16 protein-coding genes are annotated in these 13,855 nt (G+C 35.7%); 5 read left to right on the forward strand and 11 right to left on the reverse strand.

The annotated features are described in order from the left end of the window. Positions 1-467: 467 nt before the first annotated feature. On the forward strand, positions 468-1,994 hold the full coding sequence (gene bchB / locus F6K22_RS12290; RefSeq protein WP_293097721.1) for a ferredoxin:protochlorophyllide reductase (ATP-dependent) subunit B: 1,527 nt from the start codon (positions 468-470) through the stop codon (positions 1,992-1,994). Positions 1,995-2,444: 450 nt separating this feature from the next. Here bchB and F6K22_RS12295 read toward each other — a convergent pair whose 3' ends face one another. Then, on the reverse strand, positions 2,445-2,975 hold the full coding sequence (locus F6K22_RS12295; RefSeq protein ID WP_293097723.1) for a helix-turn-helix domain-containing protein: 531 nt from the start codon (positions 2,973-2,975) through the stop codon (positions 2,445-2,447). Positions 2,976-3,167: 192 nt separating this feature from the next. Between F6K22_RS12295 and F6K22_RS12300 the strand changes: the two genes are divergently transcribed. Together F6K22_RS12300 and F6K22_RS12305 are read left to right on the forward strand one after the other, a co-directional pair. After that, positions 3,168-3,506 carry a hypothetical protein gene (locus F6K22_RS12300; RefSeq protein WP_293097726.1) on the forward strand — a complete coding sequence of 113 codons (339 nt, stop codon included), beginning with the start codon at positions 3,168-3,170 and terminating at the stop codon, positions 3,504-3,506. Positions 3,507-3,590: 84 nt separating this feature from the next. After that, positions 3,591-3,851, forward strand: coding sequence for a hypothetical protein (locus F6K22_RS12305; protein WP_293097728.1), 261 nt, complete (start codon positions 3,591-3,593; stop codon positions 3,849-3,851). 605 nt (positions 3,852-4,456) lie between these two features. Here F6K22_RS12305 and F6K22_RS12310 read toward each other — a convergent pair. From F6K22_RS12310 to cysE, 10 genes are all read right to left on the reverse strand, one after another. After that, on the reverse strand, positions 4,457-5,524 hold the full coding sequence (locus F6K22_RS12310; protein WP_293097731.1) for an RNA-guided endonuclease InsQ/TnpB family protein: 1,068 nt from the start codon (positions 5,522-5,524) through the stop codon (positions 4,457-4,459). Positions 5,525-5,623: 99 nt separating this feature from the next. Continuing rightward, entirely contained in the window at positions 5,624-6,193 is a 570-nt protein-coding gene (locus tag F6K22_RS12315) for a DNA-binding protein (RefSeq protein ID WP_293097733.1), read from the reverse strand. A 231-nt stretch (positions 6,194-6,424) separates the two neighbouring features. Beyond that, on the reverse strand, positions 6,425-6,766 hold the full coding sequence (locus F6K22_RS41970) for a hypothetical protein (RefSeq protein ID WP_363273410.1): 342 nt from the start codon (positions 6,764-6,766) through the stop codon (positions 6,425-6,427). Continuing rightward, positions 6,738-7,280: an RNA-guided endonuclease InsQ/TnpB family protein gene (locus tag F6K22_RS41975; RefSeq protein ID WP_363273412.1), complete on the reverse strand. Its 543-nt coding sequence runs from the start codon at positions 7,278-7,280 to the stop codon at positions 6,738-6,740. The genes F6K22_RS41970 and F6K22_RS41975 overlap by 29 nt, the downstream gene beginning before the upstream one ends. 68 nt (positions 7,281-7,348) lie before the next feature. Beyond that, positions 7,349-7,702 (reverse strand): helix-turn-helix domain-containing protein, encoded by a 354-nt coding sequence (locus F6K22_RS41980; protein ID WP_363273414.1) that lies wholly within the window; start codon positions 7,700-7,702, stop codon positions 7,349-7,351. A gap of 196 nt (positions 7,703-7,898) precedes the next feature. Further along, the gene (gene nifT, locus F6K22_RS12325) at positions 7,899-8,099 is read right to left on the reverse strand and encodes a putative nitrogen fixation protein NifT (RefSeq protein ID WP_293097735.1); all 201 of its coding nucleotides are present in this window, start codon (positions 8,097-8,099) and stop codon (positions 7,899-7,901) included. Beyond that, the gene (locus tag F6K22_RS12330) at positions 8,099-8,368 is read right to left on the reverse strand and encodes a nitrogen fixation protein NifZ (protein ID WP_293097738.1); all 270 of its coding nucleotides are present in this window, start codon (positions 8,366-8,368) and stop codon (positions 8,099-8,101) included. The genes nifT and F6K22_RS12330 overlap by 1 nt, the downstream gene beginning before the upstream one ends. A 639-nt stretch (positions 8,369-9,007) precedes the next feature. Further along, positions 9,008-9,238, reverse strand: coding sequence for a DUF2949 domain-containing protein (locus tag F6K22_RS12335; protein ID WP_293097740.1), 231 nt, complete (start codon positions 9,236-9,238; stop codon positions 9,008-9,010). An 86-nt stretch (positions 9,239-9,324) separates the two neighbouring features. Then, complete coding sequence (locus F6K22_RS12340; RefSeq protein ID WP_293097741.1) at positions 9,325-9,603, reverse strand: Asr1405/Asl0597 family protein; 279 nt, start codon at positions 9,601-9,603, stop codon at positions 9,325-9,327. Then, positions 9,596-10,240, reverse strand: coding sequence for a serine O-acetyltransferase (cysE, locus tag F6K22_RS12345; protein ID WP_293097746.1), 645 nt, complete (start codon positions 10,238-10,240; stop codon positions 9,596-9,598). Before cysE ends, F6K22_RS12340 begins: the two co-directional genes overlap by 8 nt. A 1,435-nt stretch (positions 10,241-11,675) precedes the next feature. Between cysE and nifB the strand changes: the two genes are divergently transcribed. After that, positions 11,676-13,142, forward strand: coding sequence for a nitrogenase cofactor biosynthesis protein NifB (gene nifB, locus F6K22_RS12350; protein ID WP_293097742.1), 1,467 nt, complete (start codon positions 11,676-11,678; stop codon positions 13,140-13,142). A gap of 3 nt (positions 13,143-13,145) precedes the next feature. Then, on the forward strand, positions 13,146-13,490 hold the full coding sequence (locus F6K22_RS12355) for a 4Fe-4S binding protein (RefSeq protein WP_293097744.1): 345 nt from the start codon (positions 13,146-13,148) through the stop codon (positions 13,488-13,490). The last annotated feature ends 365 nt before the right edge of the window (positions 13,491-13,855 follow it).

Raw genomic sequence — 13,855 nt, forward strand, 5'->3', positions numbered from 1 at the left:
CTTTTAACTTTCCAGAATTATCCCAACGCTGTAAAGTTTTTACACTAACTCCTAATCTTTCCGCAAATTCGTGATTGTTTCATATCCTAGACATTTTGTGTATATTTGTCTAGGATAGTCTATATTTTTGACCTTTAGTCAACATCAGAAATAATTATATTAGTTTAGTCTAGAAGGCGATCGCACAGTTAAAACAAGCGATCGCTTTTTTCATATACCCATATCAAACAATTGTCAACCTTTTGTGTCCCTAATTAACATTAATTAACCTAAAAATTAAGAATACTTAAATAAAACAAAATTTTATTGCTTTACTGACAAACTATAGCTGAAGTCAGAAGTCAGAAGTCAGAAGTCAGAAGTTAAATTCGTGGCACGGACTAAATTTTACAGGCAAAAAACATCAAAATCTGAGACAATCAAACTAACAAACCCATAATTGTTAATAACAAAACGGAGAACATTATATGAAATTAGCTTACTGGATGTATGCAGGTCCTGCTCATATTGGTACATTGCGCGTTGCCAGTTCTTTCAAAAACGTTCACGCTATTATGCACGCTCCTCTGGGAGACGACTACTTCAATGTCATGCGCTCCATGTTGGAAAGAGAACGGAATTATACGCCAGTTACTGCTAGTGTAGTCGATCGCAATGTATTGGCGCGGGGTTCCCAAGAAAAAGTAGTAGATAATATTGTCCGCAAAGACAAGGAAGAAACTCCAGATTTAATTGTTCTTACTCCCACCTGCACTTCTAGCATTTTGCAAGAAGACTTGGAGAATTTTGTCGAACGCGCTCAAATAGATGCGAAAGGTGATGTAATGTTGGCAGATGTTAATCATTATCGCGTTAACGAATTGCAAGCAGCAGACCGTACTTTGGAGCAAATTGTTAAATATTATATTGAGAAGGCGAAAAAGAAAGGAGAACTTCCAGAAGGAAAAACTGAGAAACCTTCTGTAAATATCATTGGTGTTTCTACCCTTGGTTTCCACAACCAACATGACTGCACCGAGTTAAAACGCTTGATGACAGACTTAGGCATTGAAGTTAACGAAGTTATTCCCGAAGGTGCGTCAGTTCACAATTTAAAAAATCTGCCTCGCGCTTGGTTTAACCTTACACCTTATCGGGAACTAGGGGTAATGGCAGCTCAATATTTAGAATCTGAGTTTGGCACGCCTTATATTGATATAACTCCTATGGGTGTGGTGGAAACTGCTCGTTGTATTCGGAAAATTCAGCAGGTGGTTAATGCTCAAGGTGCCAATGTTGACTATGAGGAATATATTGATAATCAAACTTTGCACGTTTCTCAAGCTGCTTGGTTTTCTCGTTCCATTGACTGTCAAAATTTAACTGGTAAAAAAGCGGTGGTGTTTGGCGATAATACTCATGCTGCTGCTCTGACCAAAATCTTGGCGCGGGAGATGGGTATTCATGTAGTTTGGGCAGGTACTTATTGTAAATATGATGCAGACTGGTTTCGGCAAGAGGTGAGTGAATATTGTGACGAGGTTTTAATTAGTGAGGATAATGGGGAAATTGGAGATGCCATCGCTCGCGTGGAACCTTCGGCAATTTTTGGTACGCAAATGGAGCGTCATGTAGGTAAGCGTTTAGATATTCCATGTGGTGTTATTGCTGCACCTATTCATATTCAGAATTTCCCTATTGGTTATAAACCGTTTATGGGTTATGAAGGTACTAATCAAATTGCAGATTTGGTTTACAATTCCTTTACTTTGGGGATGGAAGATCATCTATTAGAAATATTTGGCGGGCACGATACTAAAGAAGTTATTACTAAAGGAATTTCTGCTGATTCTGATTTGAATTGGACGAAAGATGCAAAGGCAGAATTGAATAAGGTGCCTGGTTTTGTCCGGGGTAAAGTGAAGCGAAATACAGAAAAGTTTGCCAGAGAACGTGGTATTGGGGAGATTTCTTTAGAAGTTATGTATGCTGCTAAAGAAGCTGTTGGTGCATAGTTATCAATTCAAAAGTCAAAAGTCAAAAGTCAAAAATTAAAAGTAATTTTTAACTGACTTTGAGTATTGATAAATATCTAGGCTCTATTTGCGTAGTGCTAGAAATTATTGTTAGTTTTTAGGTGGGAAAAACCCACCTTTTTTTTTATGGAAATTTTTGATAATTATTTGATATATTTTACTCTTGTAGGTTGGGTTGAGGTAACGAAACCCAACACAAGTAATTTTTGCTAAAACTCTATATGTATATGTATATCTATATCTATTTTTATTGATGGGCTATAATTGCTATATATAATTAAACCATAATTTGCTGTATATTTAAGAGGTTAATAATGATAACCCGGTAGGGATGTTCCATGGAACGTCCCTACTTTGTGGTTTATTGAAATGAAAAGCAATGCTCAATAAGATTTATATTACCGAATTTGATTTGCTATATTATCCTATTTATTCTATTAATTCTTGTACTTCATTTAATGGTAAATCTAGTGCTTCAGCAATTTGTTGCGCTGTTAAACCGAGCTTGATTAATTTGGAAATAGTGTTTAATTTATTTGTATGCAAAACATTTTCAACAATGGGTTGGCAAGAAGTTGTGTTGTTATCATCTTTAGTATTTACAAAATCCCTATTTTTTAATTCAGTTGTTTCAGCGTTATTGCAGAGATTAATATTATCAACACGAACATGATTTCCTATTAGTGGTGACTGATAATTTGCAAATCCTAAACGTTCGACTGTAGCGACAAAATTTGATTTATTTAACCTCTCTCCAAAAATCTCTGATAAAAGTTGCCAGAGTTCGTATCCTTCATCCTTGACATGACCCTTAGAACATTTATATTGTTCTGCAATATCCCTATATTTTTCCTTGTTCAAAACACCCTTTAAAATTCCCATTTGCAGATTACTTAGGTGTTTACCAGTTTGCTGAAAGACTAACTCATCAATTGAATTTAAAACTGCTTGCCAGTCCATTGTTTTACAGTTAATTTTTGGGAAAATTATATCCGCTAAAATCCTTCTTTATCCGTCTTTTTTATATTTTTTTAATAAAATCCCCGTCATTATCCGCCCTATTCCGACTTGTGGCATGAAAATGAGAGAATTAGAATTGTATTTAGATGCTTAATTATAGGGCAAAAAGAGTCAACAAATTAAGGTAATAAAATGTCAAAATTAATTATGCAATTACAGAGTTTATTTGTTAATTCAATAAAAAGAAATTGGGTCCGTTCTCTAACTTTAACAGTTGCTGCTATCTCTAATGCAACTTTCTTATCACTATTATCTTCTGAAACAGCTTTTGCTCAACAAACTTGTACCGAAGCTTTTTATTCGGGAAATAGTTCTAAAATATCTGCTGGTGGTAAGACTTTTCACATATCTGACTCTCCTTCTGTTCGTGGTTGGAGTTATAAAGGTGGAAGAGTCGCTAGTTATGTTATCTTTAATGGTCAAGTATCACAGGTAATTGTGCAGGAATTTACTCCACAAACAGGATTTTGAAGAAAATTACATACTGTTAAAATTTCAAATAGTGATAGTATTCTTGGTTGGGATTGGAACGAAAACACAAATACAGCATCATATATGCTGTTTGATGGTAATAAAACTGTTGTCAAAGTAGAGGATTTTTCTGGTAGAAAATTTAATGGTGTATATAGCACAACAACGGTTTCAAATAGCCGTCTTGATAAATACTCCTCTTCTTGGACTTTAAACAATGGTGTTGCTGAATATACATTGTCTCAACAATTAAAAAGGGAAAGATTTTCAAATGGAACTTTTGGTTCTGTTCTTGACACAATATCTCGCAATTATTCTGGTATAGCAGGAAGAAGCTGTTATTAATAGTATTTGTAGGTTGGGTTGAGGTAATGAAACCCAACACAAATAATTTATTCCAAAACAGTTTTTGGTCAGCCTATCAAAAATTAAGGGCAAAAATAGAACAAGAAGAAATTACTTTTGATGATTAGACTTTTGATAACTTACAGGATAAGTCACCAGGGAGAAAGGTTGATTTATGAGTTTAAAGTATTTGCTAGATACTAATATAATTTCCGAATCTATGCGGCTTTCTCCTAATCCCCAAGTTGTGAATAAATTGAGGATAAATAAATTACAAATTTGTACAGCTAGGTTATTCGAGAAATTTATACTGAGCTTACTTTGCCAAAAATCTTGTTTGCGGAGTATGACCTAGAAAAATATTCCTAGAAAATACCACAACCAAGGTCAATCTTTAATTTTGTTTTACTGCTGATCGAGAGATTGGCGATCGCGGAGCGTTGCGTCAGCAGTATCCCATACATTCCAGATTGGTTTGATAGACAGTAAAAAATTAAGCAGAACTCAGGCACTACTTACATAATTCTTCTTTCCAAACTAAATATTTAACTACTTCTGCTTCATAAAACCGATATAAAACGTCATAATGAGTGACATTTTAATGTTTACTTCCTGCTTCCAACGGAACTGTCGGAACCACTCCGTCCACAGGCATCAACGGTCAAGCCGACCGCATTTCTTAAATTAATTGAGGCATTCAAGTCTCGGTCTATTGATATACCACATTCTGAGCAGTCATAAGTTCTGATGTTTAAAGGCATATCCTGTACATGATCACAATTAGAGCAAGTTTTTGATGATGGAAAAAATCTGTCTACTACTACTAATTCACTGTCATACCATTGACACTTGTATTCTAGCTGTCTTCTAAATTCATAAAAGCCTTGGTCTGCTATTGACTTAGCTAGCTTATGGTTGGCTAACATTCCAGATACATTTAGGTCTTCTATCACAACAGTGCCGTGGTTCTTGGCTACATAAGTTGTCAGTTTATGAAGTGCATCTTTACGGATATTAGCTACTCGTCTATGTTGTTTGGCTAGCTTGACTACTGCTTTATACCAATTCCTTGAATGCTTAACTTTCCTACTTAGTTGTCGTTGTAATTTGGCCAGTCTGTTTTGCGCTTTTTTGTAAGGCTTAATACTCTCGAAGACTTCACCTGTGCTGAGTGTTGCTAGTGTCTTAATTCCTAAATCTACACCTACAACTTCTGTGGTTTTTGGTGTTGAGGTTGGAGTAAATTCATAGCTGCAACTTAAATACCAGTCACCAGCTTGTCTGCTGATAGTTATTTTTTTAGTTGTTGCTTCAATTGGTTCATAAGTTTTGACTATACCAATAAAAGGTAATTTGTGACTCCATCCGTTTAATTCTATTGGTTTTCCACAATTGTCTATGGTGAATGAATCATGTTTGCCTTTCTTTTTTAACCTTGGGCGTTTACCTAAGCCTTGGAAGAACCTCTTAAATGCTTCACCCAAGTTAATAAAAGCATATTGATAAACTTTAGATGATAAGTTTTTCATCCAGGGGTAGAGTGGTTTTGTGTGATTGGTAAAAACCTCTCTGAGTTTACGAGGGTTGGGCTTGTAACCATCTGTGTAAGCTGCATTCCATAAACTTAAACCCCAGTTGTAGCACCATCTACTATAACCTGCGTGTTGTGCCATCAGGGTTTTCTGCTTGTTATTCAGTTTGAGCTTAGTTCTGATGGATTTCATCTATGCGTATTGGCAGTATAATGGTATGCTTTTTGAGGTATTATATCGTTATTCTTGGATTAAGTCAATGCTCTTTTTTCCTTTCTTTTTCGATTTTTTCTTCTTACTTTTCCCCTTAGTTTTTGCACGTTGCTGAACTACTTCTGGTGGCGGACCATAATCTCCATCACTAAAATATACTCGCTCTACTATATTTTCCGGTTCTACTTCAATCCATAGACGAGCACCTCCAGCTTGACTTCTATTCGGTTGATGGGGTTGATAAATTATTTGGCAATCTCCTTTAATTTTCAGAGCGTGACAATAATCTTTTCTATCTCCCACTTTCACCGCTACTGCTGGATAGGAAGTTCCATAGTCTCGGTTATAGTCTATAGTTTTTCGCAGAACATGAACGATAGTTTTAGCTTCCCGTTGAAATTTATTCCAAGTTCCTTGAGGACCGCGACGACCTGGTGTAATTTCTGGCATTCCCCGATGGTTCAGAGGAATTCTCCAAAATCTTCCGACTTTTTTGGCATCAATAACACGACGCGTATTCAGTAGAAGTCGCAATCTACCTGTTGAAATATTTAACAGAAAAGCTGCTTCTGTAGTGCTGACATATGAACTAGTCATAACTATAACGTTATAGTTTTAAACTCTATATAAGAATTATAATCTATTTAGTTAGATAATCTTTAGTTTAGTGACTTACCTACACAGAAAGCGGATGCCTCTGTGTAGGCTTCTGATGCCTTTTAAAGACTCTCAGAACTTCCTTAGAAACAAAAGCGGTTTTAGATTTAGCTATAACCACTTTGTTTTGACAGCGGTTTATAGTCGGGAACAAGTCCAGCCCGACTCGTTTCAAATTGATTGCTGCATTAAATTAATATCTCTATCAATTTTCAACTGTAATTCTTCATCAAAATACTCTCTGATACTGCAATCTGTAAAAACTATTTCATCTCTATAACAAAGCAATTGAGATGTATAATTTGGTTTGCATTCTATCACTCTAGCGTTTCGCTTTGCGACATGAAAAGCTTTTTCGGCTACCTGGCCTAGTATTTGAAAGAATTGATTAAACGCAGCATCAAGCCAAGATTTATTTAATCCAGACTTGGACGATTGACCATTAGGCAAATACTTTCCATTTTCATCTTGTTTTGCTTTATTTCTACGAGTTAATCCTGATAGATTTAACAATTATTATGAAAAATACTTTTTTACCTGTCCGAGTTAATTTATGAGCTGTTTTATACTGGAAATCTTTACGATTTCTACCTATTTTTTGATGGATTTTGCCTTCGCGTTTTGCTAGCTTTCGTCTCGATTTATTGCCGTGTTTACGTTTGTTTTTGCGTTGAGATACTTTGGTTAGTTGATCTTGATTTGTTCTTAAAGGTTTGAGAGAAGGTAATTTATTTCCTTCTGATGTGGCTAAATAAATATCTTTGTCTAGGACAGCATCTAAACCTACTGAATTTTCCCAAGTAGGTTGAATATTGTCAGTTTTCAACTCAGGAATTGACTTATCCTCTAAGCTGAAATTTATCCACCAACCATCAGCTTTGTTGATTAGTGAAACTTGTTTTATTTTACCTCCATTAGGTATTGGTTTGTGGGTTATGACCTTAATTACACCTATTTTAGGGATTGAAATATATAACCACTTACTATTAATTGATGAAAATTTTAACCAAGAATCATCAGCCCGCACGAAAGTTTAATGAACGATATCTAGATTGACCTTTAAATCTCGGTTTGCCACTACGATTACCTTGACTATTACCTGTTAGAAATAAGCGAAAATGTTGCTTCTACTCTTTTACAGACATCTTGCAAAACTGTTGAATAAACTTGGGAAAAATCCAGATGCTCGCCTGAATGTTTGACTTCTACTATAGCCTTTTTCAGTTCTGGTAATTGTTTTTTCTGGTTATAGTAATTTGGTTTGTCTTTTAATTCAGGTAAATGAGAAATTAGAGGGCAAGCATTTATAGGACATCTGTTTTGCTCCCACCAGTTAAAACGTTCTCCTAACATTCTGTTATACCAATACCGACAAATTCTAAGCCAGTTTTTTAGTGTCAACTTCTGGCTAGTCTCTGGATATATACGATATTGGTAAGTATACTTCATAGGTGATAAAATTTTAATATACACTGATTATAACACAAGATTTTATGGAGTTAGGAATTAGGAGTTAGTATAATTGTGGTTTATTCATATAAAAACCGCTGTAAACAGACTTGATATAACAAAAGAAAACCACCAAATAAGATATAAATCTCATCTGGTGGCTGAACAATAAGGAGTAACTATGGAAAGGAAACCTTTAGTCTAATCTTTTAGCGTCTATTGTAATCGGTAACTTTTCTGGTTGGTCTTTAGGAATAGATAATTCCCAACCATTTGTTAAAGTTAAAATTTTATTATCCCCATCAATTTTTTGTGAGACAACTTCTTCTTCTAAGTCTTTTTTAGCAACATAAACTTCTAAGTTTCCTGCTGGATTATTCCGTAACATTACTTTCATTAATAATTTTCCTCCACAATTTCAATTTCATTTTTACGACAACCAATAATCATTCCTTTTTTGATGAAATGCACGGAATAAATATAAAATTTTTGTAAGAAGGTACCGATGCCACAAATATAACCGACTTCTCCTCCCTCCAAAAGAACATCACCTCGATTTTTTCCAGGGAAAGTACCATCATTACGAATGATTTTGCAAACCCTAACTTTTTGTTCGAGTTCAAATGCAGGGGGTCCGTCTAATTCTACAAGTTCATCTACTTTCATTTAGTTGCCTCGCTAATAGTGGATAAGTTTAGTATTTTTTCTACAGTTAAATTGTGTTTAATTTGGACAGATATAGCGCTATGCGCAAGTCAAAAGTAAAAAGTAATCTCTGAGTAAGTTTTCGATATCCAAATGTTCCGTAAACAGGATTTAACAATGTCTGTGTCTTAAATGCGTAGTCCTATATTATCTGTATCAATTGAGAAATAGTCGTAATTTTTTTGAGTTCTGAAAGTCATACTTTACTTCTTAAATTAATTATTGCATATTTATATTGTTGAAAAAAGTAGCTATTATACCAGAAGTCAGATTTATTTGTAAATCAATCAAATATTTATGGTATGTTCATCATAAACCGGACTTCTGAGGGTTGTTGAAACTAGACTTAATAAACAGGATAAATGTCAAATAAAGAAGTCAAATAAAGAAAAATTATTAATTATTTTAACTATATTTATAATTTGTAGATGCGTTCCCCAGCAAATCAATAGGTACTAATCAAGGAACACCATAAACAAGGAACAAATATTTTGATTTCTTGATTAAACTACTTAAACTAAAATTCAAGTATTTACTATTATTAAACACTACTTTGCTAATCAGGTAACTTTTATTTAGATAAATTTTATAATTCATCTTTTAACTGATAAACTTCTCATAGCATAGAGTATTGTTATTGTAAGACTCTAACCAATCAAAAATTTGCTGCAGTTGGTGCAGAGAAATCATGCCAAACTTCCAGAGAATCATTGGTAGAGGACCACAAGAAGTTTCGCTATGTTTCCGTGCCACAGAAATTGCGGCTGCGGAAAGGGCTAATTCTTCCTGCAAAAAATGAATAAATAGAGTAGTTTTACGATCGCCTTCCATAGTTATTATCCTTAAGCTTGAAACTACAGGTAATAGATAAGGAAAGTAATTCCATATCTATTACCAATAAGCATTGTTCATTAAAATTAATGATTGTATTTAGGAAAAACTTCCATTTTCCAGCATCTTTCTAGCCAGTCTACTAACTCTGTCCGAGGAGCAATAAATTGCTTAACAGTGCTTTGGAGCAGAATAGCATCGGTGCAATTCTTGACTTCTACTAATAACTCACCATTGTCGGTACACCAACTATTAATCATTAGCTCTCGTAAGCGATGCTGAATAAACCAGCGGTCTATTTGAGAAAGATTCACAATTTTAGTCAAGTCTTTGGGATTAGAGTGAGAATTATGATTACTAAACATTGTTGCTTTTCCTTGTATCGCTCATAAGAGTTTGCAATTGTTGTTCTAGTTGCTCAATTCTGTCAACTAAAGCACGAGTTACAGTAGCTTCCGTATCTGGTAATTTTCCATGTTCGAGAACTCCAGTCCTTTCACCAGATTTCGATACGACTCTACCAGGTATACCGACAACGGTGGAGTCAGCAGGGACATGACGCAATACAATGGAACCAGCACCAATGCGAACGTTATCACCAATATTGAGATTCCCTAGTACCTTTGCACCAGCACCAACTACAACATTTTGGCCAATAGTGGGATGGCGTTTACCAGTTTCTTTTCCTGTTCCACCAAGAGTGACACCCTGATAAATTAATGAGTAGTCTCCAATAATTGCTGTTTCACCAATAACCACTCCCATACCATGATCGATAAATACTCCTTGCCCAATTTGTGCCCCTGGGTGAATTTCTATTCCTGTGAAGAAGCGTCCCAAATGGGAAATTAAACGTGGAATTAAAGGTACTCTCTGACAGTACAATTTATGAGCAAGACGATGTAGTAATAAAGCGTGCAAACCGGGGTAGCAACATAACACTTCAAGCCAGTTCCGTGCTGCTGGGTCTCGCTCGAAAATTACTTGAAAATCTGTTAATATTGTATCTAGTTCAGGAAAGGTAAAATATTTATACCAAAACCTATGACGACGAGATGAAGAAAGCTCTCTATTGGATTCTAATGGTAGATTTTCTTGAGCAACTTCAGTATTAGCCTTTGGTTTGACTTGAGACCTGAAGTTACCTTGGCCTTTTCTCAAGGTAGAATTGTTAGTTGTGTTAGGTAAGGTGCAAGTATTGCTAGTCAGTAAAGTGGTCATGGGTCAAATAAAGGGTTCCGTGTTTGACAAGGACGTTTGCTTTTCAATGTTTATATCAAGTGCCTTGCAAACTACTGATAAATATTTGCTGCTCAGTGTTTATTAGATTTATTATGTTTGTACTCAAAATATTGATCCCATGATTGGAAAGCTATTACAGATATGTTTAAAATATATTTTGGGTTATAGGTGCTAGTATTTTTTGTAGCGTGTACGAGTATTTACTGAACAATGTACTAGCATTTTTGTACTCAAGGCAAATGCTTGTATTGCTGCAAGTTTGAGGATTTTAAGTGGGGTTTTCTCGGAAATTTAAACTTGTACTCAACTCTAGTTTAACTCATAACTATAGCGAAAATATTAAAAAAAACGTTAAAAATTATCTACTTAATTCTGAAAAAACTGCTAAGTTAATTACAGAATCTAAAAACTTGCAGTTAAATTTTTGGTACGGAGTATAGTGGGGTAGAGAGTAGGAGATGAATATTTATGACAGGACTTACGCATGAGGTAGGAAAAACTAGGATTTGAGGTTGCTTCCCTGTTAGTCGCTTCGGACGAAAATAACTTGTACTGCCCAAGTCCTATATAATTCATATTCTAGATTATGGAACTACCTTAATTAAAATTTTTCTCAAATACAGTTTGTTGTAATTTTGTGAAATAATGGGAAATAATCAAAGTTAACCCAATTGCTTATTAGAAATTTTTCGCAAAATATAAAGAAAAGTTAAGAAAAATCTCCCCTACTTGCCAAAAACTGATACATTGTATACAGTAATAAAGGATTAACTTAAATAAGGGGTATATGAGTACAGGAGCGTAGAAAAAAAAGAAGGGTTAAAAAAATAGCGAAATAACTAATATATATAGGTTATAGCATGAGTACATAGGAGCCTGCACCATCACACCGTAAATACTTGTACCCCACTTAAAAAATACAAGTACCTGTACCCCAATAAAAAATTTAGATACCCGGATCTGATTTGAATTATTAAATTAGAAAAATCTGAGTACAACATTAATTATCATAATAAATACTAATTGCGGTTTTTGAATGTAGCGATCTAAAACCCACTGATATAAAAACTATAACGCCGGACACCAAATCCACTGACAGAACACCGCCAATGTTCAAGTCACTGAGAAGAAGTGTATCGACGCGAGTAATCCGTCACCCACGGCGACAGCTAGTACAACAATAGTGGAAACTTAGATGTTACAGCCAACAGAACTATCTTCCCAACCAACAGTGAACAGCTTCGCAAACACTACAGCGAGCCCAGCAAAAAAATCCGGCGGCTGCGCGTCAAAGGGTTGCGGAAGTACCGAACAGGAACATGACGCCAAAATCCAAGAGCGTATTGCTAACCATCCTTGCTACAGTCAAGAAGCACATCACCATTATGCAAGGATGCACGCTCCTGTTGCACCAGCTTGCAACATTCAATGTAATTTCTGTAACCGGAAATACGACTGCGCTAATGAAAGTCGTCCAGGGGTAGTTAGTGAACTGTTAACTCCTGAAGAAGCAGCTCATAAAGCTCTAGTAATTGCAGGCAAAATTCCTCAAATGACTGTTATGGGTATTGCCGGACCTGGCGACCCATTGGCCAACCCAGAGAAAACATTCCGTACTTTTGAGCTTGTAGCTGAGAAAGCTCCAGATATCAAACTCTGCTTGTCAACCAATGGTCTAGCTTTACCCGACTATATAGATCGACTCAAAGCACTAAATATTGACCATGTTACTCTAACTATTAATATGGTTGACCCTGAAATCGGGGTAAAGATTTATCCTTGGGTTCATTACAAGCGGAAGCGCTATAGAGGAATTGAAGGAGTCAAAATTCTGCACCAAAGACAAATGGAATCTTTGGACTTACTCAGAGAAGCTGATATTCTCTGCAAAGTTAACTCAGTCATGATTCCTGGTATTAATGACCAGCACTTAGAAGAAGTTAATAGGATTGTTCGTTCTAAGGGTGCATTTATCCATAATATTATGCCCCTAATTTCTTCACCAGAACACGGCACTTACTTCGGCTTAAATGGTCAACGTGGTCCAACTACTGAAGAATTAAAAACATTGCAAGACAAATGTGATGTTGGCGGAATGAAAATGATGCGCCACTGTCGTCAATGTCGTGCAGATGCAGTTGGTCTCTTAGGTGAAGACCGCAGTAAGGAATTCACAAAAGAAGCAATCATGGAGATGACTCCAGAGTATGACCTACAAAAGCGCAAAGAATTTCATGCTGGCATTGAAGGTTTCCGTAATAAACTAGCAAAAGCTAAGGCTGAAACTCAGACCACTGAGAAAGTTGCCGAAGCAGGTCCGCCAATACTACTAGCAGTAGCAAGCAAAGGTAACGGATTAGTTAATCAACACTTCGGTCATGCTAAAGAGTTTATGATCTATGAAGTAGATGGTGTGAAAGCTAGATTTATTGCTCACCGGAAAGTTGACCACTATTGTCTAGGTGGTTATGGTGAAGAAGGAAGTCTGGAGAATATCATCAAAGCAATTTCTGATTGTAAAGCTGTACTGGTTTCTAAAATTGGTGATAGTCCAAAGGAAAAGGTACGCAAGGCAGGACTAGAGGTGGTTGAGACTTACGATGTAATTGAAAAAGTTGCTTTAGATTTTTACCAGCAACTTCTGCAACCACAAGGAGTATAGACCATGAGTTACACCATTACTAGCAAATGTATTTCCTGCCATCATTGTGTTTCCCAATGCCCCACTGGTGCTATTAGCTGGAATGGGGTACGTTACGAAATTAACTCCAATGTTTGTAATGAATGTGTTGGTTACTATAGTGTTCCTCAATGTGCAGCAGGTTGTCCAACTAATGATGGCTGTCAACAAATAGTACCAACAGATTATTGGGATTCTTGGTTTGTTACTTATAACAAGTTGGTTTCTCAAATGAATGAAGCCAAGCAAGGAAATTACTGGCTCAAGTGGTTTGAACTCTACTCGGAAAGATTGTCGCAGCAACTTCAAGCTTCAATCTGTAATGTATAGAAGCTAGTGCAGTTATATGGAATTGAAGAAGGAGTCAGGAGTCAGGAGTCAGAAGTCAGGATATCGAGAATATAGAATAGGGAAAAAAGGTAGAAAAATGCCCTATATTCACCATCTCTCCTTCTCCCCATTTCTCCGTCTATAGCAGTTAAGTATTTAACTTCTGAATTCTAAATTCTGGGCGTTGGTAAATGATTGTATGATTTTTAATAGTCAGTAGTTAGTAGTTAAAACAGTTTTTTTGCTTACTATCAATCTTACTCCGATACAAATTTCATACCTTATTTCACCAATGCCAATTCAGAATTCTAAATTCTGAATTCAACTATATCTGCACTAGTTGTTCCCTACAAACATCACTTCAA

Origin of the sequence: Okeania sp. SIO2F4 (assembly GCF_010672385.1) — a bacterium.
Classification (GTDB): domain Bacteria; phylum Cyanobacteriota; class Cyanobacteriia; order Cyanobacteriales; family Microcoleaceae; genus Trichodesmium.

What these genes read in the sequence shown, in the direction of transcription:
- F6K22_RS12315 (WP_293097733.1), bottom strand. Translation starts at nt 6,193, where the DNA reads ATGACTAGTTCATATGTCAGCACTACAGAAGCAGCTTTTCTGTTAAAT.
- F6K22_RS12355 (WP_293097744.1), top strand. Translation starts at nt 13,146, where the DNA reads ATGAGTTACACCATTACTAGCAAATGTATTTCCTGCCATCATTGTGTT.
- F6K22_RS12305 (WP_293097728.1), top strand. Translation starts at nt 3,591, where the DNA reads ATGCTGTTTGATGGTAATAAAACTGTTGTCAAAGTAGAGGATTTTTCT.
- nifT (WP_293097735.1), bottom strand. Translation starts at nt 8,099, where the DNA reads ATGAAAGTAATGTTACGGAATAATCCAGCAGGAAACTTAGAAGTTTAT.
- F6K22_RS41980 (WP_363273414.1), bottom strand. Translation starts at nt 7,702, where the DNA reads ATGAAGTATACTTACCAATATCGTATATATCCAGAGACTAGCCAGAAG.
- F6K22_RS12295 (WP_293097723.1), bottom strand. Translation starts at nt 2,975, where the DNA reads ATGGACTGGCAAGCAGTTTTAAATTCAATTGATGAGTTAGTCTTTCAG.
- nifB (WP_293097742.1), top strand. Translation starts at nt 11,676, where the DNA reads ATGTTACAGCCAACAGAACTATCTTCCCAACCAACAGTGAACAGCTTC.
- F6K22_RS12330 (WP_293097738.1), bottom strand. Translation starts at nt 8,368, where the DNA reads ATGAAAGTAGATGAACTTGTAGAATTAGACGGACCCCCTGCATTTGAA.
- bchB (WP_293097721.1), top strand. Translation starts at nt 468, where the DNA reads ATGAAATTAGCTTACTGGATGTATGCAGGTCCTGCTCATATTGGTACA.
- F6K22_RS12340 (WP_293097741.1), bottom strand. Translation starts at nt 9,603, where the DNA reads ATGTTTAGTAATCATAATTCTCACTCTAATCCCAAAGACTTGACTAAA.
- F6K22_RS12300 (WP_293097726.1), top strand. Translation starts at nt 3,168, where the DNA reads ATGTCAAAATTAATTATGCAATTACAGAGTTTATTTGTTAATTCAATA.
- F6K22_RS12335 (WP_293097740.1), bottom strand. Translation starts at nt 9,238, where the DNA reads ATGGAAGGCGATCGTAAAACTACTCTATTTATTCATTTTTTGCAGGAA.
- F6K22_RS12310 (WP_293097731.1), bottom strand. Translation starts at nt 5,524, where the DNA reads ATGGCACAACACGCAGGTTATAGTAGATGGTGCTACAACTGGGGTTTA.